This window comes from Bradyrhizobium sp. FW305-F6 (assembly GCF_058782905.1).
The window spans coordinates 145,039-168,209 of sequence record NZ_JBYSYD010000008.1 but is presented as its reverse complement, the minus strand read 5'-3'; the positions used below and the strand labels follow the sequence as shown (position 1 = coordinate 168,209).

Genomic DNA, 23,171 nt, shown 5'->3' with positions numbered 1-23,171 from the left:
ATCAAAGCCCTGCGCGCTAGATACAGTCTCGCCGGGCAAGCTTCAACCTCGGATCGGTCGCGCCCGAGGCAAGTATCTGAATTTACTTTTGTTTATTTGAGCCGGGGAGCTGCAGGGGCGGCGCCGCGCCGGGTTTGGGCCCCTGACCACACTCGCTGCCGGCGCCCTGCGGCAGCAGGACCTGGACCCGGCCGGTGTCGGATTCGACGCGCGACACCCCGGTCGTCATGTCCACGGTGAGCCGGTCGCCGCGCATGACATTCTTGCACTGCGTCAGGACCACCTGGCTGCCGCCGCCGCCGAGCATGGTGATGAGGTTGGTCCTGGTGTCGAACACGGCGGTTTCGCCGGTGACCACCTGCTCCTTCTGGGTGACCACGACGTTGCCCCGGGCCTCCAGCCGCTTGATCGAGGAGCTGCCGCCCGGACCCGGCTGCGCCGACTGCATCGGCGCGGATTTCGCGCCCTTCGCCGCAGGCTGCGGCGCGGCCGGCTTGTCGCCGCCGCCCGACTCGTAGAACACCACCAGCGTCTTGGAGGTCATGGTGGTGTCGCCCTGGACGACCTTCACATTGCCGGCGAAGGTCGCCTCCTTCTTCTTGTCGCGCATCTCGAGCGAGGCAGCCTCGATCTGGATCGGCTGATCGCGGTTCTGCGAAAAACCCTGCATCGCGTTCGGCACGCCCTGCATCGTGCTCTGGGCGACGGCAGCTCCCGTGACGAGCAGCGCGAGACCTGCGGCGAGCACGGCCTTGCTGGCGACAGCGTCGCGCGTAAAACACTTCATCATGAAAATCACTTCGAATTGGCAGACTTGTTCTGAGGCGTGCGTGTCTTTGCCGGCTGCGCTGGCTCGGGTGCTGCAGGCTGAGTTGCGGCGGGGTCGTCCAGCTTGTCGAGGTACATCACCACATTGCCCTCGAAGCGGATGACGTCGCCGCCTTCGGTAATTCGCAGGCGATCCGCGCTGAGCGTTCCGTTGGTCAGCTTGACGTCGACGCGCTCCTCGGAGGTGACCACGCCCTTGTTCATGTCGACGAAGGCCGAGTTCAGCCGCGCCTCATAGCCGCTCGAGGTGCGCAGGAAGATGTCCTTGCGCAGCTCGAGCTGCTGCTGCTTGTTGTCGAAGCGGCCGGTACGGGCGTCGAGAAGCAAGGTCGACTGATCCTCCATCATCACCTTCGCGCGCAGGTCGTTGAGATCGACGTGATCGGGGTCGGTGATGTCCTGCGTCGCGGTCTTGGCCCAGAGCTCGTAAGGCCGCTGGTCCGGCGTGAAGCCGGACAGATGCGGCGATTCCATCGTGATCTTGGTGCCCGACACCACCAGGTTTCCGGAATCGAGCGGCAGCTTCGGCATCAGCATGCGGAACGGATTGAAGATCGAGATGCTCACGATGACGGCCATGGAGAACAGCACCGCGCCCGGCACCGCGATGCGCAGAATCCGCACCAGGCGGCTGTGGCGCGCCGCGCTGGCGAATTTCGCCGCAAGCGCGGCGTCATAGGTGGGATTCTGCGTCGAATTCACCTGGGTTCCTGTTTGCCTGGGCTCCTGAAGTCTCGCGCGCCGTGTCCGGTCGAGCGCGCCCATTCTATCCCGTGCGGCCCAAATATGCAGCCGGCGACAGGCCGTTACGAAAGTGACCGAAACGGGGCGGCGACCTCGGGCTAACGGCCGCGGCAGGCGTTCAGGAATGAGCGAAAATGTCCTCTTCCGCCCAGCCCTGGAGATCGAGCAATGCGCGGGTCGACAGGAAGTCGAAACAGGCCTGCGCCAGCTGGCTGCGGCCTTCCCGCACCAGCATGGCATCGAGCCGGTCGCGCAAGGCATGCAGATGCAGCACGTCGGAGGCGGCATAGGCGAGCTGCGGCTCGGTCAGGCTGTCGGAACCCCAATCGCTGGACTGCTGCTGCTTGGAGAGATCGACATTGAGCACCTCGCGCACGAGGTCCTTGAGGCCATGGCGGTCGGTGTAGGTCCGGGTCAGGCGCGAGGCGATCTTGGTGCAATAGACCGGCCCGGTCATGACGCCGAAGGTCTGGTACAGCACCGCGACGTCGAACCGCGCGAAGTGGAAGATCTTGGTGTTGGCCGGATTGGCCAGCAGCGCCTTCAGGTTCGGCGCGTCGGTGTGCCCCTTCGGGATCTGCACCACGTCGGCGCTGCCGTCGCCGGGCGAAAGCTGCACCACGCAGAGCCGGTCGCGGTGCGGGTTCAGCCCCATCGTCTCGGTATCGATCGCCACCGCTCCGGTGTAGCGCGTGAGGTCGGGCAGGTCGCCGCGGTGCAGGCGTACGGTCATGGCGGGTCAAAACCTCGGGTCGAATCGGTTAGATCGGCACAATAGCGAATTCGGATTGCCCGCGGTGTAGCCATTGCCGGCGAGGCACGCAAGCAAGGTTGCGCGCGGGAGGGAGGACGCCCCGGCGGGCGGTTGTTGCCGGGATCCCACAACCCGGCGCAGTCTTCCCAATCCAGCCCAATCTCTGCCATCCGCCCGTGGACATCGTGCGGGCCGTCCCCATCTGCCAGTCTTGCGCGTTACCTCCCACTCGTCCTGAATCAGGTGCCAATGACCGAACAGACGCTCGTAGCGCCCGTCAACGACCCACAAGACCGCCAGCGCGGCTTCTCGCGCTACCAAGTGATCCTCATCGCGCTGCTGGCGCTGACGCAATTCACGATCATCCTCGATTTCATCATCATGTCGCCGCTCGGCGCCATCCTGATGCCCGCGCTCGGCATCACGGCCGCACAGTTCGGCATCGCCGTCTCGGCCTATGCGTTCAGCGCCGGACTCTCGGGCATTCTCGCCGCCGGCTTTGCCGATCGCTTCGATCGCAAGCGCCTCCTGCTGTTCTTCTATGTCGGCTTCACGCTGGGCACCCTGCTCTGCGCAATGGCGCCGAACTATCATGTGCTGCTGCTCGGCCGGATCGTCACCGGATTGTTCGGCGGCGTGATCGGTGCGGTCGTGCTCGCCATCATCACCGACCTGTTCCCGCTGCATCAGCGCGGCCGCGTGATGGGCTTCATCCAGACCGCGTTCGCCGCGAGCCAGGTGCTCGGCATTCCCTTCGGGCTGTTTCTCGCCAATCACTGGAGCTGGCATGTCTGCTTCGTTGCGATCGTCGTGCTGTCGATCGTCACGATCGCCATCATCGCATTCATCATGGAGCCGGTCGACGCGCATCTGAAGCTGAAGCAGGACAGAAACCCGTTCCACCATCTGGTCGCGACGGTGTTCGAGCCGCGCTATACGCTGGCTTTCGCCGTCACGACCTTGCTGGCGACGGGCGGCTACATGCTGATGCCGTTCTCCAGCGCCTACACCGTGCACAATCTCGGCATCGACATCACTCATCTGCCGACGATCTATCTCGTCTCCGGCCTGTTCAGCATCGTCACGGGGCCACTGGTTGGCCGTGCCAGCGACGCCTTCGGCAAATATCCGACCTTCGTGTTCGGCTGCCTGATGACCGTCGTCATGGTGCTGATCTACACCCATCTCGGCCACGTCTCGCTCGCGACCGCGATCCTCGTCAACGTGCTGATGTTCGTTGGCATCTTCTCGCGCATGATCCCGTCACAGGCGCTGATGACGGCGATCCCTGACCAGAGCCAGCGCGGCTCCTTCAGCGCCGTCAGCGCCTCGCTGCAGCAGCTCTCCGGCGGCCTCGGCGCGGTGCTCGCCGCCGCGATCATCGCGCAGGCACCCGATGGCGCGCTGCTGCATTTCGACCGGATCGGCTACGTCGTCGTGACCACGACCATCGTCACGCTTGTGATGATGTATTTCGTGCAGAAGGCGGTGGCGGAACGGGTGGGGAAGCAGGTGGTGTGAGGGGAGAGAAGTAGCCGCCGTCCGAATTCGTTTTCCGCGGGATGGAAGTCACCTGCTTTGTGGCGGACACAGTGCCGCACGTCACGCAGACACGTTCTTCGCTAGCTTCATCCGATCGGTCCTCGCGACTCGACAAGAAACAACAAGACCAAGGGCAGGAAATGGGAAAGCTGACACGACGAACATTCGTGGTGGGTTCGGCCGTCGCGTTGTGCGCGCCGGCTGTAAGGACCGAGGCGCAATCCGCGTGGCCGTCCAAACCGATCAAGATCATCGTGCCCTATCCACCGGGCGGCCAGACCGACGGCATCGCACGCGCGTTCGGCGACTTCCTGGCGCGGCAGGTGGGCAAGCCGGTCATCGTCGAAAACAAGGGCGGCGCCGGCGGCGTCATCGGCGTGACAGACGCAAAACGCGCCGATCCGGACGGGACCACCATTCTGTGCACGATCTCGTCGTCGCTGATCCAGAACCGCGTCACGGTGAGAGACCTGCCCTACGATCCCGAAAAGGATTTTACCTATCTGACGATGGTCATCGGCGCTGGCGGTCCGGTCGTAGCGGCGAAGAAGACGGGCGCGACCAACCTGCGCGAGTTCATCGAATACTGCAAGAAGGTCGGCAGCGTGAACTGGGGATCCTACGGCGTGGGCTCGACGCCGCACGTCCTGATCGAGACAATCGCCAAGCAATACGGCATCAAGGTTCAGGTCATCCAGTATCGCGGCGAGGCGCCGATGTGGAATGACGTCGCCGGACAGACGCTTGATGGCGCCGCCGGAAGTTATGCCGCAGCCGCGCCCGTCATCCAGGCCGGCACCGGCAACCTGATCGGCGTGGTCGGCACCCGCTTGCCGCCCTATCCGGACACGCCGACCATGACCGAGCAAGGCGCCGTCGGCGACTTCTACGATCTGCGCCCCTTCACCACGTTTGCGGTGCCGTCCGGCACGCCGCGGGATATCGTCGATCTGCTCTCCCCGCTGCTGATCCAGGCCGAAACCGATCCGAAAGTTCAGCAGATGCTGAACAACTTCATCCTGTCATCGCCGGCCGATTTCGAAACGACGAATCGGATCTTCAAGCGCGACAGCGACGTGATGCTCCGCATCCTGGGCGATCTCGGCGTCAAGCCGCCGGAGTAGCCGCGTTGCGGCCTAGCAGCCCAGCCCGCTTTGCTCCTCGTGGCTCGTCGTATTCGGCGCCCAGCCGACATCGCTCCACATTCGGTGAACCCACGCCGGGCCTTCGGTGACCAAGGTTGCATCGATGCGCCGAACGGAGATCTTCAGTGAAGTTCAAACTTGCCGCCGCGATCCTCGCCGCAAGCCTCCCGCTGGCATCGATGGCTTTCGCCCAAGACACCACCCAAAGCACCACGCCAGCCGACCTTGCCGTGATCGATGCCTGCCTCAAGAAGGTGGAGAAAACCGGCGGTTTCGGCAGCGCCTGCGTCGGGCTCGTCGCCGACCCCTGCATCAAGGCGGCAGAGGGCGCGAATGACGATGTCGCCAGATGGAAGGCCTGCGCGGCGCGCGAACTCGCCGTCTGGACGCAGAAAACCAGTGAGGCGCTGAAGAAGGTTCAGGCCGGCGGGTTCGCCGACGCGATCAAGGCGGTCAATGACTCGCAGAAAATTTTCGCCACGTCGCGTGATCGCCTCTGCGCGGTCTTCGACAACGTCGACCCCGGCATGTACCGGGGCGGCGCGAGCTACTGCCGCCTGCGCGAGACCGCGAACCGCTCGCTGAGCCTGATCAAGCTCGGCGCTGCGGTCAACGAGCACTGAGGCCTCGTAAGGAGGCTCGGGGTCACCGGCCTTGCGGCATCTTCCGGCGTGGCAACGACGGCGATTCGGCCCGCCATGAGCGCTGTGCCTCGGTGTCGTGGACCGGTCAGCGGCTCGATGTCCTGCGGATGAGCGATTTCAATCGCTTGAGCAGGGGATGGTGCCCAGGAAAGGACTCGAACCTTCACGGCCGTTAAGCCACTGGCACCTGAAGCCAGCGCGTCTACCAATTCCACCACCTGGGCATGCCGTTTGGGGCACGGAGGCGGTTACTACGGTTCGGTGACGCCGTTGTCAATTCATGCGTGCGGCCGGCTTCTGGATGCCGATTGCGCATCGCAAACCGGCCCGATACAAGCCTGACACGACGCACTCTTTTCCGCAGGAACGGACCCTCCATGGCATCGAATCTGGACACGCTCGTCACGGTTTTCGGCGGATCGGGGTTTTTGGGCCGGAATGTCGTCCGGGCCCTGTGCAAGCGCGATTACCGGGTCCGGGTCGCGGTACGGCGGCCGGAACTCGCCGGCTATCTGCAGCCCTCCGGCAAGGTCGGCCAGGTCCACACCGTGCAGGCGAATCTGCGCTATCCGGCCTCGGTCGAGGCGGCGCTGCGTGATTCGCATGTCGCGATCAATCTCGTGGGTGTGCTCACCGAGGGCGGCGCGCAAACCTTCGACGCCGTCCAGGCCAAGGGCGCCGAGACGATCGCCAAGGCGGCGGCCGCAGCCGGGGCCCAGCTGGTGCATGTGTCCGCGATCGGGGCCGATGCGCAGTCGCCCTCGCGCTATGCCCGGGCCAAGGCGGCCGGCGAGGCCGCCGTGCTCGCCGCGGTGCCCGCCGCCACGATCTTCCGCCCCTCCGTGGTGTTCGGCCCCGAGGACCAGTTCACCAACCGCTTTGCCGCGATGGCCCGGATGTTCCCGGTGCTGCCGCTGATCGGCGGCGAGACCAAGATGCAGCCGGTCTATGTCGGCGACGTCGCCACCGCGATCGCCGATGCCGTCGACGGCAAGGCCAAGCCGGGCGCGACGTACGAGCTCGGCGGGCCGGAAGTGCTGACCATGCGCGAGATCATCGAGACCATCCTCGAGATCACCGACCGCGAGCGGCTACTGATCCCGCTGTCGTTCGGCCTCGCCCGCTTCAATGCCGCCTTCCTGCAATTCGCGCCGGGCGCGCTGAAGCTGACGCCGGACCAGGTCACGCTGCTCGAGCGCGACAATGTCGTGTCGGAGGCGGCAAAGGCCGCAGGGCTGACGCTGGAAGGCCTTGGCATCCAGGCCGATTCGCTGGAAGCGATCGCCCCGCAATATCTCTGGCGCTTCCGCCCGCAAGGCCAGTTCCAGCGCATGAGCGTGTGAAGCGCCTCTCTATCCGTCGTCATGCCCGGGCTTGACTCGGGCACCCACGTCTCGCTGCAGTCGCGGATGCGCGTGGATGGCCGGGTCAAGCCCGGCCATGACGAGCCGATGGGACTGCCCAAAGCGCGATGCGATTGGGATGAATCGTGATCGCGCTTTAGTGGCCCAGCGCGAGCGCAATCAGGCCGAGCGTGCCGACGATGACGCGCCACCAGGCGAACACCACGAAGCCGTGGCGGGTGACGTAGGTCAGGAACGTCTTCACTACGATGATGGCGGTGATGAAGGACACCACGAAGCCGATCGCGACGATGCCCATGTTGTCCATCGTCATCTCGGCGCGGCTCTTGTAGAAGTCGTAGGCGAACGCGCCGATCATGGTGGGAATGGCGAGGAAGAACGAGAACTCCGCCGCGGCGCGCTTGTCGGCCCCGAGCAGCATCGCCGCGACGATGCTGGCGCCGGAGCGCGACACGCCGGGGATCATCGCCACGCACTGTGCCATGCCGATATAGAGATACGTCAGAAGCGGAAACCTGGTGGCGTCATGCTCGCGCGGCTTGAGATCGAGCTTGTCGACCCAGAGCAGGATGGCGCCGCCGACGATCAGCGTGAAGCAGATGACCCAGGGATTGAACAGCAGGCTCTTGATGTACTTGCCGGCGACGAGGCCGACGACCACGGCGGGCAGAAACGCCACCAGCACGCCGATCACGAAACGGCGCGCATCCGCATCGCCGGAGAAGAAGCCGATCACGACGTCCCAGAGCTTCCGGAAATAGAGCCCGACAATCGCGAGGATCGCGCCGAGCTGGATCAGAACCGTAAACGAATCCCAGAACGGACCTTCGCCGAGATGGAAGAAACGCTCCGCGAGCAGAAGGTGGCCGGTGGAGGATACGGGAAGGAACTCGGTCACACCCTCGATGATGCCGAGGATCACTGCCCGTATTGCGTCTGACATATTTACGGTCCATTTCGGCTGGAAAAGCGGGGCTCTTCTCGCCTATTCGCCCCCATGCCGCAATCGCAAAAATGCGACATCACGCCTTGCTTCGCGGTTTTGAGGGACTAGTGTGGCGCCGCACAAACATTGATGGATTCTTAAGCACCATCACATAGTCAAAGGCTTCATGTTTACGCTGTTTCATCATCCGTTCTGTCCGCATTCGCGCTTCATCCGCCTGATCGCGGGCGAATACGGGCTCGACGTGAAGCTGGTCGAGGAACGCAGCTGGGAGCGGCGCGAAGCATTCCTGCTGCTCAATGCGGCCGGCACCACGCCTGTCCTGGTGGACGATGAACAGCCGCCGATCCCGGGCGCGGCCATCATCGCCGAATATGTCGACGAAGCCTACGGCGCCGAGATGGGCGTGAAGCGCCTGATGCCGGAGACGATCGCCGAGCGCGTCGAGGTGCGCCGGCTGATGGCCTGGTTCAACGAAAAATTCTTCGAGGAGGTCTCGCATCCTCTCGTCACCGAGCGGATCTACAAGCGCTTCATGAGCGAGGAGAACGGCGGCGGCGCGCCTTCGGCCGACGTGATGCGCGCAGCGAAAGCCAATGTGCGCTATCATCTGGCCTATATCGGCTGGCTGGCGCAGACGCGCAACTTCCTCGCCGGGGACCGGATCACTTACGCGGATCTCGCCGCCGCGGCGCATCTCTCGGCGATCGACTATCTGGGCGACGTGCCATGGAGCGAGGACGACGCAGCAAAGGCGTGGTACGCGCGGGTGAAATCCCGCCCGTCGTTCCGTCCGCTGCTGAGCGAATGGCTGGCCGGCGTGCCGGCCTCGCGGACCTACGTGGACCTGGATTTCTGATGAGGGCCGTCATGCCCGGGCTTGTCCCGGGCATCCACGTGCTTCCTGTCTCGGTGAGGACTACACAAGAACGTGGATGGCCGGGACAAGCCCGGCCATGACGACGTCGAGTGTGGACGCATTGAACAACATCGACACAGACACGGATCGGTTGCGCAGCGCGCTCGAAGAGCAAGCGCGCGCGCTCGGCTTCGACTGTATCGGCATCACCGCACCGGGCACGATCGAGGCGGCCGGAAAATACTTTCTCGAATTCATCGCCTCGGGCGGCCATGGCGACATGGACTGGCTCGCAAGCCAGCCGGAGCGCCGCGTCGATCCGCGCGGGCTGTGGAGCGACGTGCGCAGCGTGATCATGCTCGGCGTCAATTACGGTCCCGATTCCGATCCGCTCGCGATCCTGCAGCAGCGCACGCGCGCTGCGATCTCGGTCTATGCGCAGGGCGACGACTATCACGACCTCATCAAGAAGCGGCTAAAGGCGCTGGCGCGCTGGCTGGTTGCGACCGCGCCGAGCGAGGTGAAGGTGTTCGTCGACACCGCGGCCGTGATGGAAAAGCCGCTGGCGCAGGCCGCGCATCTCGGCTGGCAGGGCAAGCACACCAACCTCGTCTCGCGCGAGTTCGGCTCATGGCTGTTCCTCGGCGCGATCTACACCACGCTGGAACTGCCGCGCGATGCCGCCGAGATCGATCATTGCGGCTCGTGCCGGGCCTGCCTCGACATCTGCCCGACCGCGGCATTCCCGGCGCCTTACAAGCTCGATGCACGGCGCTGCATCTCCTATCTCACCATCGAGAACAAGGGACCGATCCCGCGCGAATTCCGCAAGAGCATCGGCAATCGCATTTATGGTTGCGATGATTGCCTTGCGGCATGTCCGTGGAACAAGTTCGCGCAAGAAGGACGCGAGGCCAAGCTCGCAGCTCGTGATGAATTGCGCGCACCTTCGCTCGCTGAACTCGCGCGGCTCGACGATGCGGCGTTCCGCGCGTTGTTCACGAAGTCGCCGGTGAAGCGGATCGGCCGCGACCGCTTCTTGCGCAACGTGCTGATCGCGATCGGCAACTCCGGTGAGGCAACACTGGCGGAAGAGGCGCGGCGCTTGTTGGACGATGCGAGCCCGCTGGTGCGCGGGGCTGCGGTGTGGACGCTGGGGCAGCTGCTGGAGCGCGAAGAGTTCGAAGCGACGAAAAGCGCGGCGCTGGGCGGAGAGTTCGACGACAGCGTGCGTGAGGAGTGGCTGGCCGCTATCCGACCCTCATCCTGAGGAGCGCGCCCGAAGCGCGCGTCTTGAAGGATAGAGGCCGAGATGCAGCAGCGGGGCCTGCATCCTTCGAGACGGCGCTTCGCGCCTCCTCAGGATGAGGATCGTGGACCTTGATTTCCCCACCCAATCCCGCAATCTCGCGCGCATGACAAACATGCCTTTCTTCACCCGCGACGGCGAGACATTCCACCCGACGGAAGTTGCCAACGGCCCCTGGGATCCGAAGTCGCTGCACGGGCGCGTCATCATCGGCCTGCTCGGTTTCGCCATCGAGGAGCGCCATTCCGGCCCAGAATTCGTACCGGCGCGGCTCACCGTCGACATGTTTCGGCTGCCGACCATCGACAAGCCGATCGAAGTGACGACGCGCCTGGTGCGCGATGGCATGCGCATACGCGTGGTTGAAGCGGAATTCTTCTCCGGCGGAGTCAGCATGGCGCGCGCCTCGTGCCAGCTGCTGCGCAAGACGCAAAATCCCGACGGAAACGTCTGGTCGCCGCCGAACTGGGACGCGCCGAAGCCGGCCGACATTCCCAAGCCCACCGATCCCAGGCTCGGCATGAACGGCAAATGGGCCACGCGGCCGATCGTCGGCCACATGGGCTCGCTCGGGCCGCGCCGGCTCTGGATGAGCGAGGTGCGCGAGCTCGTTGCGGGCGTGCCGATGACGCCGTTCGTGCATGTCGCAACCGGCGCCGATTTCGCCAGCCCGTTCGCCAATGCCGGCGACAAGGGGCTCGGCTACATCAACAGCGACGTCACGATTTATCTGCACCGCCTGCCGGTCACGGAATGGATCGGCTTCGAGGTCGTGAACCACCACGCCACCGACGGCGTCGCGATCGGCGAGTGCTGGCTCTATGACGAACAGGGTCCGATCGGCACCGCGACGGTGGCGGCGCTGGCGCAGCGCAAGCCGATGGCGAATCCGTCGAAGCGGTAGCGCACGCCGCTCTCTCTCGGTCATTCCGGGGCGTGCGAAGCACGAGCCCGGAATCCATCGGACGGCAGAGTTGGTGGAGGAATGGATTCTCAGGTGCGCAATTGCGCCATAGTTCGCGCTGCGCGCGCCCCCAGAATGACAGTCAGGTAAGATGCCTCTGCATCGCCGGCCGTGCCTTGAGCTCGGCGCCCTGCTTGGCGGCGATCTTCGCGATGCGTTCCGGCGCGAATTTCAGGTCGACGAACGCCGGCGCGGTGTTGGCGACCTCGTGATAGCTCGCGATCTGTCCCCCCTTCAGCGTCATGATCGCAACGCCCTCGAACATCGCCCGCGCGCCGTTCGCTTCCGGCAGGGTCGAACGATAGCTGAAGGTGTAGCGCGCATAGAGCGTGGTGCCGTCGGTGACGGGATCATGCATGTCCCAGCGGAAATCGGTCGCCGTGCGATAGAACCAGTCGTCGATCATCGCGGCGATCTTCTCGCGGCCTGCGAAGGCGCCGTAGAACACGTCGTGATAGACGCCGTCCTCGGTGAACAGCTCGGCGAAGGCACGGCCGTTGCGCTGCTCGACTGCATCGCAGAAAGCGCGCAGCATGGCGGTTGTTGTCATTGGCGTTGCTCCCAATCGTTGTGCCCTCTCCCCTTGTGGAAGAGGGCAGCTCCGCTCGTTGACGCGCATTCACTCGGGTGAGGGGTCGCTCCCGCGAGTTCAACTCTCACTTGAATTCGCGGAGAGAACCCCTCATCCGGCGCTTCGCGCCACCTTCTCCCACAGGGGAGAAGGAATAAGAACAAGCTCACCCGATCTCGGCGACCGCCGCAAGAAGGCGCGCGACGTCCTGGGGGCGGGAGAGGCGGTGATCGCCGTCCTGGATCATGGTCAGAACGACGTCGTCGGCCGGCAGACGGTGCGTCAGCTTGAACGCGTGCTGCCACGGCACATCAGGATCTTTCGCGCCTTGCAGGATGCGGACAGGGCAGCCGAGATCGATGGCACTGCCGAGCACGAGGTGATTGCGGCCCTCCTCGATCAGGTTCCGCGTGATCGGGTAGGGCGAGCCGTCGCCGTATTCGGACGGCCGCAGCCAGACGCCCTTGGTCTCGATCTCCTTCTTCACCGCGGGCGAAAAATTCTTCCACATCAGCTCCTCGGTGAAGTCGGGCGCCGGCGCGATCAGGACGAGGCCGGCCAGCGACGCCTTGGCAGGACGTTTTTTGATCTCGCGTGCGAGCAGCAGCGCCATCCAGCCGCCCATGGAGGAGCCAACCAGGATTTGCGGGCCCTCGCAGAAACGCTCGAACACGGCACGGCTGTCCTCGAGCCAGCGTCCGATGGTTCCATCGACGAAGTCGCCGCCGGATTCGCCGTGGCCGGAATAGTCGAACCGGACCATGGCGCGCCCGTGGTCCCGGGCCCAGGCATCCAGAGCCAAGGCCTTGCTGCCCTGCATGTCCGACTTGAAGCCGCCGAGCCAGACCAGTCCCGGCCCGCTTCCGCGGCGGCTCCGCACCGCGATCCTGCGTGCGGACGGCCCCTCGCCCACATCGATGAAGTCGAGCGCGGCCTCTGGAATGATATCGGTCATGGAACGTTTACTCTGGCTGTGCGGTTTGAGCTGAACCGGGCCGCGTGCCTGCGACGCAGCCTGATCCGACATTGGCCCTTTGGGACGCTTGCGGAACTGAGGCAAGGTGTCTATGTCGTCAGCGTGCCCAGGCGTGGCCAAAATGCCTCGCATTTGAGGGTTTTTCGCGCCTCGCACGAGCGACTTGCTTGCCGGCAAACGCATCTTCCTTCAAGATAGCCGCTTCCTTCACAACATTGGAGAACCACCCATTCGCCGTCCTAATAAAGCTCCGCCCGCTGCCAGCAAAGACGGGCCGCGCATCAATGATGATATCCGCAATGCGCAGATCCAGCTGATCGACCAGACCGGTGACAACAAGGGCACGGTTGAGACCGTCGTTGCCATCCGGATGGCCCAGGAAGCCGGCATGGATCTGGTCGAGATTTCGCCGAATGTCAGTCCTCCGGTCTGCAAGATCATGGACTACGGCAAGTATAAGTATTCCGCTCAGAAAAAAGCCGCGGAAGCCCGCAAGCGGCAGAAGACGGTCGAGATCAAGGAGATCAAGCTCCGCCCGATGATCGACGACCATGATTACGACGTGAAGATGCGCGCGATGCAGCGGTTTTTCGAAGAGGGCGACAAGGTCAAGATCACCCTGCGCTATCGCGGCCGCGAAATGGCGCACCAGGAGATCGGCACCAAGCTGCTGGACAAGATCAAGACCGACGTCGCCGAGCTCGCCAAGGTCGAGCAGGACGCGCGGTTCGAAGGCCGCCAGGTCGTCATGGTGCTGGCGCCGCGCTGAGCGCGTCTTGTCAGGATCGAGAGTTCAACGGCCCGTCCGGATCTCCGGCGGGCCGTTTTGTTTTTGCCGAGGTGCAAGCCGCGGACGCCGCTGCACCACTCCCGCTCGCGGGAGCGGTCGACGCTCGCAGCGCGGCGGGTGAGGGCTTTCTCCTCTTTTCTCGCCCGTGGAGACACCCTCTCCCCAACCCTCCCCCCGCAGGCGGGGGAGGGAGCCGACCGCCATCGCGGCGACAGCTACGTCCTGGTCGCCTGCCAGGTGCCGCTGCACTGGTCGCCGGAGATGACGCCTTTCCAAGATCCCGTTCCGCTCACGCCGGCGAGGCGGCCGCCGCCGCTGGCACGGGAGGCGCCGACCGAGACCTGGACGGCGACCGCGCCGCTGCGCCTGACCGTGCCGGAGACCCGGCCGCCGCCAGCGGAGGAGACGCGGCTGCCCGTGACGGTGAAGGGAACGCTGTAGCCCGAGCTGCAATTGCCGCGGGTGGTGGCGAAGGTCACGTTCCAGATACCGTCATAGACGCCGGCGCGGGCATCGGCGGCCTGTGGCAGCGCAGCCGCGGCGATCACGGCAAACAGCGCCAGATGGCGGGGACGGGCAAAACCGGCCAGTGAAATCGGAAATTGCAGAAAATGGGCCATTTTGGACCTGTTTCAGAACGAGTAGGCTTGTAATGCGGGTGACAGCCTCCAATAGTCGGCGGGCAAGTTCCAGCGGTTCATCGTTGCCATTTTGCCCTTCCTCTGTCATAAGCCCAGCCTTCATCGCCCGGCTGATTTACGGGCTGCCGTGGCGGTGTCTCGTGCGGGTTTCGCGCTTGTTCGCAAAACTTGAGCACAATCAACGCTCTAACGAGCATTTTTGACGGTCCAGCCGCCCTTGCGGGCGGATATCTGCGGCCATTAGGAGAGCCAAATGCCCAAGCTGAAGACCAAATCGGGCGCTAAAAAGCGCTTCAAGGTGACTGCCACCGGCAAAGTGATGCACGCCCAGCGCGGCAAGCGCCACGGCATGATCAAGCGGACGAAGAAGCAGATCCGTCAGCTCCGCGGCACCCGCGTGCTGTTCAAGACCGACGGCGACAACGTCAAGAAGTACTTCTTGCCGAACGCCTGATCGCGTCCACGATCATTGCCAGCCGTGCCGCGCATCCCGCGGCGATCCGCTAACCAAAGTCATCTCTGAAGGATTTCGTCATGTCTCGCGTCAAACGCGGTGTGACCGCCCACGCCAAGCACAAGAAAGTCTACAAGGCCGCCAAGGGTTTCTATGGCCGCCGCAAGAACACCATCCGTGCCGCCAAGCCGGCCGTGGAGAAGGCGATGCAATACGCCTTCCGCGACCGCAAGCGCAAGAAGCGCACGTTCCGCGCGCTCTGGATCCAGCGCATCAACGCGGCCGTCCGTCCGTTCGGCCTGACCTACAGCCGATTTATCGACGGCATGGCCAAGTCCGGGATCACCGTGGACCGCAAGGTGCTGTCGGATCTGGCGATCAGCGAGCCCGCCGCGTTCCAGGCGATCGCCGAGAAGGCCAAGGCCGCGCTGGCGGCCTGAGGCCGGCGCTAGCGGGCCTTTGGGCCCGCAGCCTTCAACGCGCGCTGCGAGTAGCGCTGGGCGACCTGCGCCCGGCAAAAGGCCGTGAACGAGAGATACATGGTGCCGGACTTGTTCCGGTACTTGCGATCGCACGCCTGCAACTCGCGCTGATAGCTGAGCTTCTGCGGCGGCTTCTGCTGGCCGACGAAATCAGCTTCGCATTTCTTCTCGACCACTTCACCGAACTGCACGTCGCCGCTGGCGCCATAGGCGCAGGCCTCGAACAGCTTCATGGCAGCGCCGCAGCCAGGCGCCGCATCGAGGACAGCGATGACGTCGTCCATCGACGTCGATTTGGCCGGGCATTCCTCGGCGTCGGCCGCGCCACCCGAAACACCTTGCAAGAGAAGCAGGGCCAGGCCGACCAAGCGGGATCTCGAAAGCATCGCAAAACTCTCCTCGTCCCCGTTGGTGCCGGGCCGCCGCGCCGGGTTCAACCCAGCCGCCCGCAAGCCCGAAATGACCGGCTTTTTGCTTGACGTTACGGCCTTCGGGCGGCGACAACCCAGCCGAATTTAGAGCCAAGGATTTGCCTGTGTCCGACCTCGCAACGCTCGAAACGTCCATCCTCGAACAAATCGCCGCCGCTGGCGATGAAGCCGCTCTCGAAGCCGTGCGCGTCGCTGCCCTCGGCAAGAAGGGCTCGATCTCCGCGCTGCTCGCCACGCTCGGCAAAATGTCGCCGGACGAGCGCAAGACGCAAGGCGCGGCGATCAACCAGGCCAAGGATGCAGTCACCCAGGCGCTCGCCGCACGTCGCGACGTGCTGAAGTCGGCCGCGCTCGATGCGCGGCTCGCCGCCGAGACCGTCGACGTCACGCTGCCGCTGCGCGACGCGGCGGCCGAAGCCGGCCGCATCCATCCGCTGAGCCAGGTCTGGGACGAGCTGACCACGATCTTCGCCGACATGGGATTCTCGGTCGCCGAAGGCCCCGACATCGAGACCGACGACTACAACTTCACCAAGCTGAACTTCCCGGTAGGCCATCCCGCGCGCGAGATGCACGACACGTTCTTCTTCCATCCGAAGGAGGACGGCTCGCGCATGCTGCTGCGGACTCACACCTCGCCGGTGCAGGTGCGCACCATGCTGAGCCAGAAGCCGCCGATCCGCGTGATCTGTCCGGGCCGCACCTATCGCATCGATTCGGACGCGACCCACACGCCGCAATTCCACCAGGTCGAGGGCCTCGTCATCGACAAGAGCTCGCATCTCGGCCACCTCAAATGGATCCTGCACGAGTTCTGCAAGGCGTTCTTCGAGGTCGACCACATCAACATGCGCTTCCGTCCCTCGTTCTTCCCGTTCACCGAGCCATCGCTGGAAGTCGACATCCAGTGCCGCCGCGACAAGGGCGAGATCCGCTTCGGCGAAGGCGAGGACTGGCTCGAGATTCTCGGCTGCGGCATGGTGCATCCGAACGTGCTGCGCGCTTGCGGCATCGATCCCGACGAGTACCAGGGCTTTGCCTGGGGCATGGGCATCGACCGCATCGCCATGCTGAAATACGGCATCGCCGATTTGCGCCAGCTGTTCGACAGCGACGTCCGCTGGCTGAGCCACTACGGCTTCAAGCCGCTGGAGGTGCCGACGCTGGCAGGGGGGCTGAGCACGTGAGGTTTGTGAGTGGCCGTACAAAAACTCTCCCCGTTCCCTCCCCCCTTGTGGGGGAGGGTCAGGGAGGGGGGTAGCCACGGATGCCGCACGCAGTTGTAAGCGAGCGACAGCGCAGCCGGGCGAAACAGCTTCGCCGAGCGATGACGCGCGCCGAAACACTGCTGTGGCGGCACCTGAAGGCTAACCGCATGGATGGCGTTGGCATCCGTCGCCAATCGCCAATCGGAAATTACATTGCTGACTTCGTGTGCTTCTCCTCAAAGCTCATCATCGAGCTCGATGGGGAATCCCATGATTTCGAGGAACGTCAGAAAAAAGATGAGCTTCGCGACGCTTTCTTCGCAGCCGAGGGTTTTCAGGTTCTGCGCTTCACCAACGAGCAGGTGATGACGAACCTTGAGGGAGTTGTTGAGACAATTCGCCAGGCAACTTCTGTCAGAGCCCGCGGCTTACCCCCCTCCCTGCCCCTCCCCCACAAGGGGGGAGGGAACGCCGACACCGACCAAGATCAATTCGTTAACACCGACAAGAGCCGAGGCACACAGCCATGAAATTCACCCTCTCCTGGCTGAAGGATCATCTCGACACCGACGAGCCGCTCGAGAAGCTCGCCGCGAAGCTCACCATGATCGGGCTCGAGGTCGAGAACATCGAGGACAAGGCGAAGGCATTGAAGCCCTTCACCATTGCGAAGGTGATCTCGGCCGAGCAGCATCCGAATGCAGATCGGCTGCGCGTCTGCATGGTCGACACCGGTGACGGTGGCGCGCCGGTGCAGGTGGTGTGCGGTGCGCCGAATGCGCGCGCGGGGCTCGTCAGCGTGTTCTCACCCCCCGGCACCTACATTCCCGGCAAGGACATCACGCTCGGCATCGGCACCATCCGTGGCGTCGAGAGCCGCGGCATGCTGTGCTCGGCCGCCGAATTGCAGATCTCCAACGACCATGACGGCATCATGGAATTGCCGGCGGACGCGCCCATTGGCACGGCCTACGCCGAATGGGCCGGCCTCGGCGATCCCGTGATCGAGATCAATTTGACGCCGAACCGGCAGGACTGCACCGGCGTGCACGGCATCGCGCGCGACCTCGCCGCTGCCGACATGGGCAAGTTCAAGGACCCGACGATCAAGCCGGTCAAGGGCGAATTCCCCTGCCCGGTGAAGGTGACGGTCGAGGACGCCACGCTGTGTCCCGGCTTCGCGCTCCGCCTCGTGCGCGGCGTCAAGAACAAGCCGTCTCCGGAATGGCTGCAGAAGCGGCTGACCGCGATCGGGCTGCGCCCGATCAACGCGCTGGTCGACATCACCAATTTCATGACCTTCGATCGCGCTCGTCCGCTGCACGTGTTCGACGCGAAGAAGGTCAAGGGCGATCTCGTCGTGCGCCGCGCGCGCGAGGGCGAGAGCCTGCTCGCGCTCGACGGCCGCACCTACAAGCTCGATCCCTCGATCTGCGTCATCGCCGACGAGCACGGCGTCGAATCGCTCGCCGGCATCATGGGCGGCGAGGCCTCGGGCTGCGACGAGAACACCACCGACGTCTTGATCGAATCGGCGCTGTGGAACGAGATCAACATCGCCCAGACCGGCCGCAAGCTCGGCATCAATTCCGATGCGCGCTACCGCTTCGAGCGCGGCGTCGATCCCGCCTTCATGGTGCCGGGGCTGGAGCTTGCGACCAGGCTGGTGATGGAGATGTGCGGCGGCACACCGTCCGAAACCGTCGTGGTCGGCAAGTCCTTTGCCGACGATCACCTGATCGAATTCCCGATCACCGAGGTGAAGCGCCTGTCGGGCATCGAGGTGCCGCAAGCCGAGATGAAGCGCATCCTGACGCATCTCGGGTTCATGATGGCGGGCCCGGGACCGGTGGTGAAGGTCGCAGTGCCGTCGTGGCGTTCCGACGTGCACGGCAAAGCCGACATCGTCGAGGAGATCGTGCGCATTTTCGGCGTCGACAAGGTGCCGATGACGCCGTTCGATCGCGGCGACGAGCCCCGCAAGGCGGTGCTGACGCCGCTCCAGCTGCGCACCCGCCGCGCCCGGCGCGCGCTCGCGAGCCGTGGCATGGTCGAGGCCGTGACGTGGTCGTTCATCGCAAAGCCCGCGGCCGAACTGTTCGGCGGCGGCCAGCGCGCGCTCGAAGTGGCCAACCCGATCGCCTCGGATCTCTCCGACATGCGCCCGACCCTGCTCGCCGGCCTGATCGCAGCCGCACAGGCCAACGCCGATCGCGGCTTTGGCGATGTCGCGCTGTTCGAGGTCGGCCAAATCTTCAAGGGCGATCGCCCGCAGGATCAGTTCATGGCGGCGAGCGGCGTCCGCCGCGGCCTGGCTTACTCCGAAGGTCTCGGACGGCATTGGTCCGGCTCGGCGCAGGCCGACGTGTTCGACGCCAAGGCCGACGCGCTTGCGGTGCTGGCCGCGGCCGGTGCGCCGATGCAGGCGCTGCAGATTGTTGCCGGCGGCCCCACCTGGCTGCACCCGGGCCGCTCCGGCACGATTCAGATCGGGCCGCAGAACGTGCTCGGGTATTTCGGCGAGATGCACCCCAGAGCGCTCGAGGCACTCGGCGCCGACGGGCCGCTGATGGCGTTCGAGGTGATCCTCGACCGCATTCCCGAGGCCAAGAAGAAGCCGACCCGCGCCAAGCCCTTGATCGAGCTGTCGGCGTTCCAGCCGGTGTCCCGCGACTTCGCCTTCATCGTCGACCGCAGCGTCAAGGCGGGCGACATCGTCCGAGCCGCGCAGGGCGTCGACAAGAAGCTGATCACCGCCGTCAACGTCTTCGACGTCTACGAAGGCAAGGGTATCGACGATGGCAAGAAGTCGATTGCGATCGCGGTCTCGCTGCAGCCGCGCGAGAAGACGCTGACCGACCAGGAGATCGAGGCGGTCGGCGCCAAGATCGTGGCCGAGGTGACGAAGAAGACCGGCGGCATCTTGCGCGCATGACGCCGAAAAGTGTGAAGCCGCTTTCGGACAACGTCATGCTCGAGAGTCGTAGAGCATGAGTCCTGCGGACTTTCTCCCCAAGGATGTCAGCCTCACCATGGCGGCGGCGCTCTGCGCCGTCGCTTTCGTTTCGGGCACGGCCCGCGGCTTCTCGGGCTTCGGCTCGGCGCTGATCTTCATGCCGCTGGCGAGCAGCTTCGCCGCGCCGCGGCTGGTTGCGGCCTTGCTGCTCGTGATCGATTTTGTGGCCGCGGCCCCGCTGCTTCCCGACGCCTGGCGAAAGGCGGACCGCAAGGCCACCGCGGTGATCGTGCTGGGCGCGCTGATAGGGGTGCCAATCGGCACCTATTTCCTCAGCGTGCTCGAGCCCGTCACCACGCGCTGGATCATCTCCTGCTTCGTCGCCGCCTTGCTGCTCCTCTTGCTGTCGGGCTGGCGCTATCGGGGCAGGGACCACGCCTGGCTTTCGGTCGGCATCGGCGGCCTCTCCGGTTTCTGCAGCGGCCTCGCCCAGACCGGCGGGCCGCCGATCGTCGGCTACTGGCTCGGCCGTCCCATCGCACCGATCGTCGCACGCGCCAACATCTTGCTGTTCTTCGGCGCTTCGGATTTCTTCTCGATGGTCAGCTACGTGGCGACGGGCCTGATTTCGCGTGAATCGCTGGTGCTCTCGCTGATCGTCGGCCCGGTCTATGCGGCAGGTGTGGCGCTCGGCGCGTTGCTGTTCGGCCGCGCCAGTGAAAAAGTGTTTCGCTGGATTTGCTATGCGCTGATTGCGATGGCGGTGATCTTTGGGCTGCCGGCGTTGGACGGGTTGTTGCGCTGACAATCTCCGCCGTCGTCCCGGGGCGCGCATAGCGCGAGCCCGGGACCCATAACCCCAGGGAGTGGTTATCGGACAAGGTGGCAACTCCGAGCCTTCGCCAAATCACTCCCTGTGAGTATGGGTCCCGGATCTGCGCGCGCCTTGGGGCGCGCTTGTCCGGGACGACAGCGGAGATTTGGCGCGGGCCTGATTGCCCCTACTGCCGCGGCACACGCCGCTTCTTCGTCGATTGCGTCGGCACGTCGGCGGACTCGTCCTTAAGTGCGCCGATCTTGCGCAAGGCAGCCTCCGCGGCGCGTTCGCCGCTTTCCCAGGCGCCGTCGACGGTGCCCCAGAGCGTCTCATGCGTGGCTTCGCCGGCGAGGAAGACGTTGCCAACAGGCTCGCTCAGGATCTTGCGCGAAAGCTGGCCGCCGGGCGAGGCGGCCGACATCGCGCCCATCACGTAAGGCGAGGCATTCCAGCGCGTCACGCTGGTCTTCTGCACCGCAGAAGCGGCTTCGCTGCCGAACAGTTTCGTGATCCACTCCCTGGCGAAGTCGGCCATGGCCTTCTCGCCTTGGCCCGAGAGATCCCGGCCGAACGAGCCGCCGACGTCGATCGAGCACAACGAGGAGCCGCCGATATTGGCGAACATCAGCGCCGTGCGCGTCGAATTGCTCTGCTCGACGAGGATATCGTCACGCGAGAGGCCGAGCGGATTGCCCGGCAATTGCAGCACGATGCGATCGTAGCTGCCGAGGCTGAGCTTCGAGGCCGCGTCCAGCGTACGCTTGGGAATATCGGGCGCGAACTTGATCGCGCCCGATGTCAGCACGTTGGTCGACACCGTGACGATGGCAGCGCGCGCCACGATCTTGCCGGCCTGGGTTTCCACGCTGACGTCGCGATTGCTCCAGGCGATGCGGCTCGCCGGCGTCGACAGCGCCACCGGCGCCTGCTCGCCGAGCCTGGTGATCAGCGTGCCCAAGCCCTGGCGGCAGGCGATCGCAGCGTTGCGGTCCTGCGCGCGCCCCTTGTCGATCGCGGACAGCTCCTTCAGGTCCTTGCCGGCGAAGCCTGCGCCCAGCAAGAACTCGGCCGCGCCGGCCCAGTCGCCGAGATCCTTGGGCAGCACGGACGCGCAGGAAGTATCGAGCTTGCCGCGCGCGGCCTCGTCGATGGCGCGGTTGGCACGCACCAGCGCCGCCAGGAACTGTTCGGTTTCGCCCGCACGCGCGTTGCGGCGGCCGATGCGCATCTTCTGGCCCTTTGGCGCCGGCAGCACGTCGAGCCCGACGCTGCGCGCCAGCCGGATCATCGGGTTTGCGTCGGGATTGTACATCCAGCGGGCACCGCGGTCGAACGGCGTGTCGAAGGTGGAGCTGTCGGTGATGCAGCGGCCGCCGATCTGCGATGCCGCTTCAATCACGACGACCTTGCGGCCCGTCGCCATGACGCGCCGCGCTGCAGCTACCCCGGCGGCTCCCGCACCGATCACGACGACGTCGGCCTCGCGGGGCAGGGGCGCGGCGGTCGCGCGCAGGACCGGCATCGCGGCAAGTGCAGCCGACGCGACAAGGAAATCGCGGCGCGTGATTGTCATGACATGGTTTCCGGGGACTTGCGGCGAATGGGAACGGCCCGCGAACCTTGCCGTATCTGATGTTGCACAGCAACCATCATGGTGAATCAATCATGCTTGATCTCACAGACTGATGAACCGAATTGCAACACGTTTCGACCATGATAGAGAAGGGAAAAAGACGGCCGGAAAAGGCCGTGGGGGGAGTTCGACATGGGGACGGTCCTGGATTCGGTCGGCAAGCTGATTGCCGCGTACCTCTCGAAGGAGGTGCCGGGCTACGAGCCGTTCACGCCGAGCGACCCGGAGCATCTTCGCGGCGTCATCGAGCCCGGCGACGTGCTGCTGGTCGAGGGCAACAACCGCATCTCCGGCATCATCAAATATCTGACGCAGTCGACCTGGTCGCATGCCGCGCTCTATGTCGGCCCGGTCGCGGGTGCGGAGGAGGCCGACGGCGAGCCGCATGTGCTGATCGAGGCCAATATCGGCGAAGGCGTCACCTCGGCGCCGCTGTCGAAATATTTCCCCTATCATACCCGCCTCTGCCGCCCTGTCGGTTTGTCTTATGAGGACCGCACCACAGTCTGCCGCTATGCGATCAACCGCATCGGCTTCGGCTACGACACCAAGAACATCGTCGACCTCATGCGCTACCTCTTTCCGATGCCGATCCCGCAGCGCTGGCGCCGGCGCATGATTGCGATCGGTTCCGGCGACCCGACCAAGATCATCTGCTCGGCCCTGATCGCACAGGCCTTCGACGCCGTGCGTTATCCGATCCTGCCGAAGATCACCAAGGCCGGCAGCCGCGCCGCCCGCCGCGAGATCCTGCACATCCGCGATTCCTCGCTCTACATGCCCCGCGACTTCGACATCTCGCCCTATTTCGAAGTCGTCAAACCCACCATCGTGCACGGCTTCGACTACACCGCCTTGCATTGGGCCGACAAGCAGAAGCCGCTCGAGGAGGTAGCGGGCTCATTCAGTGTGTTTCCAGAAACGGTCATGGCGCCGCCGCTCGTTCCTGAAGCGATTGACCAAGAGGCGTCGGCTGAGATTCCGGCTGAAGAAGTGAGCGCGCGCCTTCCGGAGATGAGCACCAATGTCTCCGAGCATTTCGTGCAGCTGAGCGACCTCGCGATGTACCGCGCGCGAGCGCGCGAGCTGGCGGCCTAAGCTCGCCGGAGAAAT

24 protein-coding genes and 1 tRNA gene are annotated in these 23,171 nt (G+C 64.8%); 15 read left to right on the top strand and 10 right to left on the bottom strand.

What is annotated here, in order from left to right; genetic code table 11:
• Positions 1 to 82 precede the first annotated feature (82 nt).
• The 3 genes from AC3WLX_RS33580 to AC3WLX_RS33570 form a co-directional block, all read right to left on the bottom strand.
• Positions 83 to 790, bottom strand: a complete 708-nt coding sequence (locus AC3WLX_RS33580; RefSeq protein WP_492339170.1) for an LptA/OstA family protein — start codon at positions 788 to 790, stop codon at positions 83 to 85.
• Between the two features lie 5 nt (positions 791 to 795).
• Positions 796 to 1,530 (bottom strand): LPS export ABC transporter periplasmic protein LptC, encoded by a 735-nt coding sequence (gene lptC, locus AC3WLX_RS33575; RefSeq protein WP_492339169.1) that lies wholly within the window; start codon positions 1,528 to 1,530, stop codon positions 796 to 798.
• Between the two features lie 160 nt (positions 1,531 to 1,690).
• Positions 1,691 to 2,305, bottom strand: coding sequence for a ribonuclease D (locus AC3WLX_RS33570; RefSeq protein ID WP_492339168.1), 615 nt, complete (start codon positions 2,303 to 2,305; stop codon positions 1,691 to 1,693).
• A 270-nt stretch (positions 2,306 to 2,575) separates the two neighbouring features.
• On the opposite strand from AC3WLX_RS33570, the gene AC3WLX_RS33565 reads away from it, so the two are divergent.
• The 3 genes from AC3WLX_RS33565 to AC3WLX_RS33555 all read left to right on the top strand — a co-directional run bounded on the left by AC3WLX_RS33565 (position 2,576) and on the right by AC3WLX_RS33555 (position 5,636).
• Positions 2,576 to 3,847: an MFS transporter gene (locus AC3WLX_RS33565; RefSeq protein ID WP_492339167.1), complete on the top strand. Its 1,272-nt coding sequence runs from the start codon at positions 2,576 to 2,578 to the stop codon at positions 3,845 to 3,847.
• Between the two features lie 161 nt (positions 3,848 to 4,008).
• Positions 4,009 to 4,992: a Bug family tripartite tricarboxylate transporter substrate binding protein gene (locus AC3WLX_RS33560; RefSeq protein WP_492339166.1), complete on the top strand. Its 984-nt coding sequence runs from the start codon at positions 4,009 to 4,011 to the stop codon at positions 4,990 to 4,992.
• Positions 4,993 to 5,243: 251 nt separating this feature from the next.
• Positions 5,244 to 5,636 (top strand): lysozyme inhibitor LprI family protein, encoded by a 393-nt coding sequence (locus AC3WLX_RS33555; RefSeq protein WP_492339165.1) that lies wholly within the window; start codon positions 5,244 to 5,246, stop codon positions 5,634 to 5,636.
• 158 nt (positions 5,637 to 5,794) lie between these two features.
• Here the strand turns inward: AC3WLX_RS33555 and AC3WLX_RS33550 are convergent.
• Positions 5,795 to 5,881, bottom strand: a tRNA-Leu gene (locus tag AC3WLX_RS33550).
• A gap of 153 nt (positions 5,882 to 6,034) precedes the next feature.
• On the opposite strand from AC3WLX_RS33550, the gene AC3WLX_RS33545 reads away from it, so the two are divergent.
• Positions 6,035 to 7,000: a complex I NDUFA9 subunit family protein gene (locus tag AC3WLX_RS33545; protein WP_492339164.1), complete on the top strand. Its 966-nt coding sequence runs from the start codon at positions 6,035 to 6,037 to the stop codon at positions 6,998 to 7,000.
• Between the two features lie 157 nt (positions 7,001 to 7,157).
• Here the strand turns inward: AC3WLX_RS33545 and AC3WLX_RS33540 are convergent, their stop codons facing one another.
• Positions 7,158 to 7,964: an undecaprenyl-diphosphate phosphatase gene (locus AC3WLX_RS33540; RefSeq protein WP_492339163.1), complete on the bottom strand. Its 807-nt coding sequence runs from the start codon at positions 7,962 to 7,964 to the stop codon at positions 7,158 to 7,160.
• A gap of 169 nt (positions 7,965 to 8,133) precedes the next feature.
• Here AC3WLX_RS33540 and AC3WLX_RS33535 point away from each other — a divergent pair, with 169 nt between their 5' ends.
• The 3 genes from AC3WLX_RS33535 to AC3WLX_RS33525 all read left to right on the top strand — a co-directional run bounded on the left by AC3WLX_RS33535 (position 8,134) and on the right by AC3WLX_RS33525 (position 11,039).
• Positions 8,134 to 8,826: a glutathione S-transferase family protein gene (locus AC3WLX_RS33535; RefSeq protein ID WP_291620080.1), complete on the top strand. Its 693-nt coding sequence runs from the start codon at positions 8,134 to 8,136 to the stop codon at positions 8,824 to 8,826.
• 97 nt (positions 8,827 to 8,923) lie between these two features.
• Entirely contained in the window at positions 8,924 to 10,096 is a 1,173-nt protein-coding gene (gene queG / locus AC3WLX_RS33530) for a tRNA epoxyqueuosine(34) reductase QueG (protein WP_492339162.1), read from the top strand.
• 145 nt (positions 10,097 to 10,241) lie between these two features.
• Positions 10,242 to 11,039 carry an acyl-CoA thioesterase domain-containing protein gene (locus AC3WLX_RS33525; protein WP_492339198.1) on the top strand — a complete coding sequence of 266 codons (798 nt, stop codon included), beginning with the start codon at positions 10,242 to 10,244 and terminating at the stop codon, positions 11,037 to 11,039.
• Between the two features lie 142 nt (positions 11,040 to 11,181).
• Here the strand turns inward: AC3WLX_RS33525 and AC3WLX_RS33520 are convergent, their stop codons facing one another.
• On the bottom strand, positions 11,182 to 11,649 hold the full coding sequence (locus AC3WLX_RS33520) for a nuclear transport factor 2 family protein (RefSeq protein WP_492339161.1): 468 nt from the start codon (positions 11,647 to 11,649) through the stop codon (positions 11,182 to 11,184).
• Between the two features lie 187 nt (positions 11,650 to 11,836).
• On the bottom strand, positions 11,837 to 12,625 hold the full coding sequence (locus tag AC3WLX_RS33515) for an alpha/beta hydrolase (protein ID WP_492339160.1): 789 nt from the start codon (positions 12,623 to 12,625) through the stop codon (positions 11,837 to 11,839).
• Between the two features lie 250 nt (positions 12,626 to 12,875).
• Between AC3WLX_RS33515 and infC the strand changes: the two genes are divergently transcribed.
• Positions 12,876 to 13,415 carry a translation initiation factor IF-3 gene (gene infC / locus AC3WLX_RS33510; RefSeq protein ID WP_082847910.1) on the top strand — a complete coding sequence of 180 codons (540 nt, stop codon included), beginning with the start codon at positions 12,876 to 12,878 and terminating at the stop codon, positions 13,413 to 13,415.
• A 236-nt stretch (positions 13,416 to 13,651) separates the two neighbouring features.
• Here the strand turns inward: infC and AC3WLX_RS33505 are convergent, their stop codons facing one another.
• Positions 13,652 to 14,056: a hypothetical protein gene (locus AC3WLX_RS33505; RefSeq protein ID WP_291630847.1), complete on the bottom strand. Its 405-nt coding sequence runs from the start codon at positions 14,054 to 14,056 to the stop codon at positions 13,652 to 13,654.
• Between the two features lie 274 nt (positions 14,057 to 14,330).
• Here AC3WLX_RS33505 and rpmI point away from each other — a divergent pair, with 274 nt between their 5' ends.
• Both rpmI and rplT read left to right on the top strand, forming a co-directional pair.
• On the top strand, positions 14,331 to 14,531 hold the full coding sequence (gene rpmI, locus AC3WLX_RS33500; protein WP_008539890.1) for a 50S ribosomal protein L35: 201 nt from the start codon (positions 14,331 to 14,333) through the stop codon (positions 14,529 to 14,531).
• 80 nt (positions 14,532 to 14,611) lie between these two features.
• Entirely contained in the window at positions 14,612 to 14,971 is a 360-nt protein-coding gene (gene rplT / locus AC3WLX_RS33495; RefSeq protein ID WP_028179126.1) for a 50S ribosomal protein L20, read from the top strand.
• 8 nt (positions 14,972 to 14,979) lie between these two features.
• On the opposite strand, the gene AC3WLX_RS33490 is transcribed toward rplT, so the two are convergent.
• Positions 14,980 to 15,399 (bottom strand): hypothetical protein, encoded by a 420-nt coding sequence (locus tag AC3WLX_RS33490; RefSeq protein WP_291630842.1) that lies wholly within the window; start codon positions 15,397 to 15,399, stop codon positions 14,980 to 14,982.
• 149 nt (positions 15,400 to 15,548) lie between these two features.
• On the opposite strand from AC3WLX_RS33490, the gene pheS reads away from it, so the two are divergent.
• The 4 genes from pheS (at position 15,549) to AC3WLX_RS33470 (ending at position 20,413) form a co-directional block, all read left to right on the top strand.
• Positions 15,549 to 16,631, top strand: coding sequence for a phenylalanine--tRNA ligase subunit alpha (gene pheS / locus AC3WLX_RS33485; protein ID WP_291630840.1), 1,083 nt, complete (start codon positions 15,549 to 15,551; stop codon positions 16,629 to 16,631).
• An 80-nt stretch (positions 16,632 to 16,711) separates the two neighbouring features.
• Positions 16,712 to 17,182 (top strand): endonuclease domain-containing protein, encoded by a 471-nt coding sequence (locus tag AC3WLX_RS33480; RefSeq protein WP_492339159.1) that lies wholly within the window; start codon positions 16,712 to 16,714, stop codon positions 17,180 to 17,182.
• A complete protein-coding gene (gene pheT / locus AC3WLX_RS33475) occupies positions 17,179 to 19,587 on the top strand; it encodes a phenylalanine--tRNA ligase subunit beta (RefSeq protein WP_492339158.1) in 2,409 nt (802 codons plus the stop codon). Before AC3WLX_RS33480 ends, pheT begins: the two co-directional genes overlap by 4 nt.
• 55 nt (positions 19,588 to 19,642) lie before the next feature.
• Complete coding sequence (locus tag AC3WLX_RS33470) at positions 19,643 to 20,413, top strand: sulfite exporter TauE/SafE family protein (RefSeq protein ID WP_492339157.1); 771 nt, start codon at positions 19,643 to 19,645, stop codon at positions 20,411 to 20,413.
• A 196-nt stretch (positions 20,414 to 20,609) separates the two neighbouring features.
• On the opposite strand, the gene AC3WLX_RS33465 is transcribed toward AC3WLX_RS33470, so the two are convergent.
• On the bottom strand, positions 20,610 to 21,998 hold the full coding sequence (locus AC3WLX_RS33465) for a flavin monoamine oxidase family protein (RefSeq protein WP_492339156.1): 1,389 nt from the start codon (positions 21,996 to 21,998) through the stop codon (positions 20,610 to 20,612).
• 192 nt (positions 21,999 to 22,190) lie between these two features.
• On the opposite strand from AC3WLX_RS33465, the gene AC3WLX_RS33460 reads away from it, so the two are divergent.
• The gene (locus AC3WLX_RS33460; protein ID WP_492339155.1) at positions 22,191 to 23,156 is read left to right on the top strand and encodes a YiiX/YebB-like N1pC/P60 family cysteine hydrolase; all 966 of its coding nucleotides are present in this window, start codon (positions 22,191 to 22,193) and stop codon (positions 23,154 to 23,156) included.
• Positions 23,157 to 23,171: the final 15 nt, after the last annotated feature.

Coding starts and splice junctions, on each gene's coding strand:
- AC3WLX_RS33580 (WP_492339170.1), bottom strand. CDS start 790: ATGATGAAGTGTTTTACGCGCGACGCTGTCGCCAGCAAGGCCGTGCTC.
- AC3WLX_RS33570 (WP_492339168.1), bottom strand. CDS start 2,305: ATGACCGTACGCCTGCACCGCGGCGACCTGCCCGACCTCACGCGCTAC.
- AC3WLX_RS33565 (WP_492339167.1), top strand. CDS start 2,576: ATGACCGAACAGACGCTCGTAGCGCCCGTCAACGACCCACAAGACCGC.
- AC3WLX_RS33560 (WP_492339166.1), top strand. CDS start 4,009: ATGGGAAAGCTGACACGACGAACATTCGTGGTGGGTTCGGCCGTCGCG.
- AC3WLX_RS33545 (WP_492339164.1), top strand. CDS start 6,035: ATGGCATCGAATCTGGACACGCTCGTCACGGTTTTCGGCGGATCGGGG.
- AC3WLX_RS33540 (WP_492339163.1), bottom strand. CDS start 7,964: ATGTCAGACGCAATACGGGCAGTGATCCTCGGCATCATCGAGGGTGTG.
- AC3WLX_RS33535 (WP_291620080.1), top strand. CDS start 8,134: ATGTTTACGCTGTTTCATCATCCGTTCTGTCCGCATTCGCGCTTCATC.
- queG (WP_492339162.1), top strand. CDS start 8,924: ATGACGACGTCGAGTGTGGACGCATTGAACAACATCGACACAGACACG.
- AC3WLX_RS33525 (WP_492339198.1), top strand. CDS start 10,242: ATGACAAACATGCCTTTCTTCACCCGCGACGGCGAGACATTCCACCCG.
- AC3WLX_RS33520 (WP_492339161.1), bottom strand. CDS start 11,649: ATGACAACAACCGCCATGCTGCGCGCTTTCTGCGATGCAGTCGAGCAG.
- AC3WLX_RS33515 (WP_492339160.1), bottom strand. CDS start 12,625: ATGACCGATATCATTCCAGAGGCCGCGCTCGACTTCATCGATGTGGGC.
- AC3WLX_RS33505 (WP_291630847.1), bottom strand. CDS start 14,056: ATGGCCCATTTTCTGCAATTTCCGATTTCACTGGCCGGTTTTGCCCGT.
- rpmI (WP_008539890.1), top strand. CDS start 14,331: ATGCCCAAGCTGAAGACCAAATCGGGCGCTAAAAAGCGCTTCAAGGTG.
- rplT (WP_028179126.1), top strand. CDS start 14,612: ATGTCTCGCGTCAAACGCGGTGTGACCGCCCACGCCAAGCACAAGAAA.
- AC3WLX_RS33490 (WP_291630842.1), bottom strand. CDS start 15,399: ATGCTTTCGAGATCCCGCTTGGTCGGCCTGGCCCTGCTTCTCTTGCAA.
- AC3WLX_RS33480 (WP_492339159.1), top strand. CDS start 16,712: ATGCCGCACGCAGTTGTAAGCGAGCGACAGCGCAGCCGGGCGAAACAG.
- pheT (WP_492339158.1), top strand. CDS start 17,179: ATGAAATTCACCCTCTCCTGGCTGAAGGATCATCTCGACACCGACGAG.
- AC3WLX_RS33470 (WP_492339157.1), top strand. CDS start 19,643: ATGAGTCCTGCGGACTTTCTCCCCAAGGATGTCAGCCTCACCATGGCG.
- AC3WLX_RS33465 (WP_492339156.1), bottom strand. CDS start 21,998: ATGACAATCACGCGCCGCGATTTCCTTGTCGCGTCGGCTGCACTTGCC.
- AC3WLX_RS33460 (WP_492339155.1), top strand. CDS start 22,191: ATGGGGACGGTCCTGGATTCGGTCGGCAAGCTGATTGCCGCGTACCTC.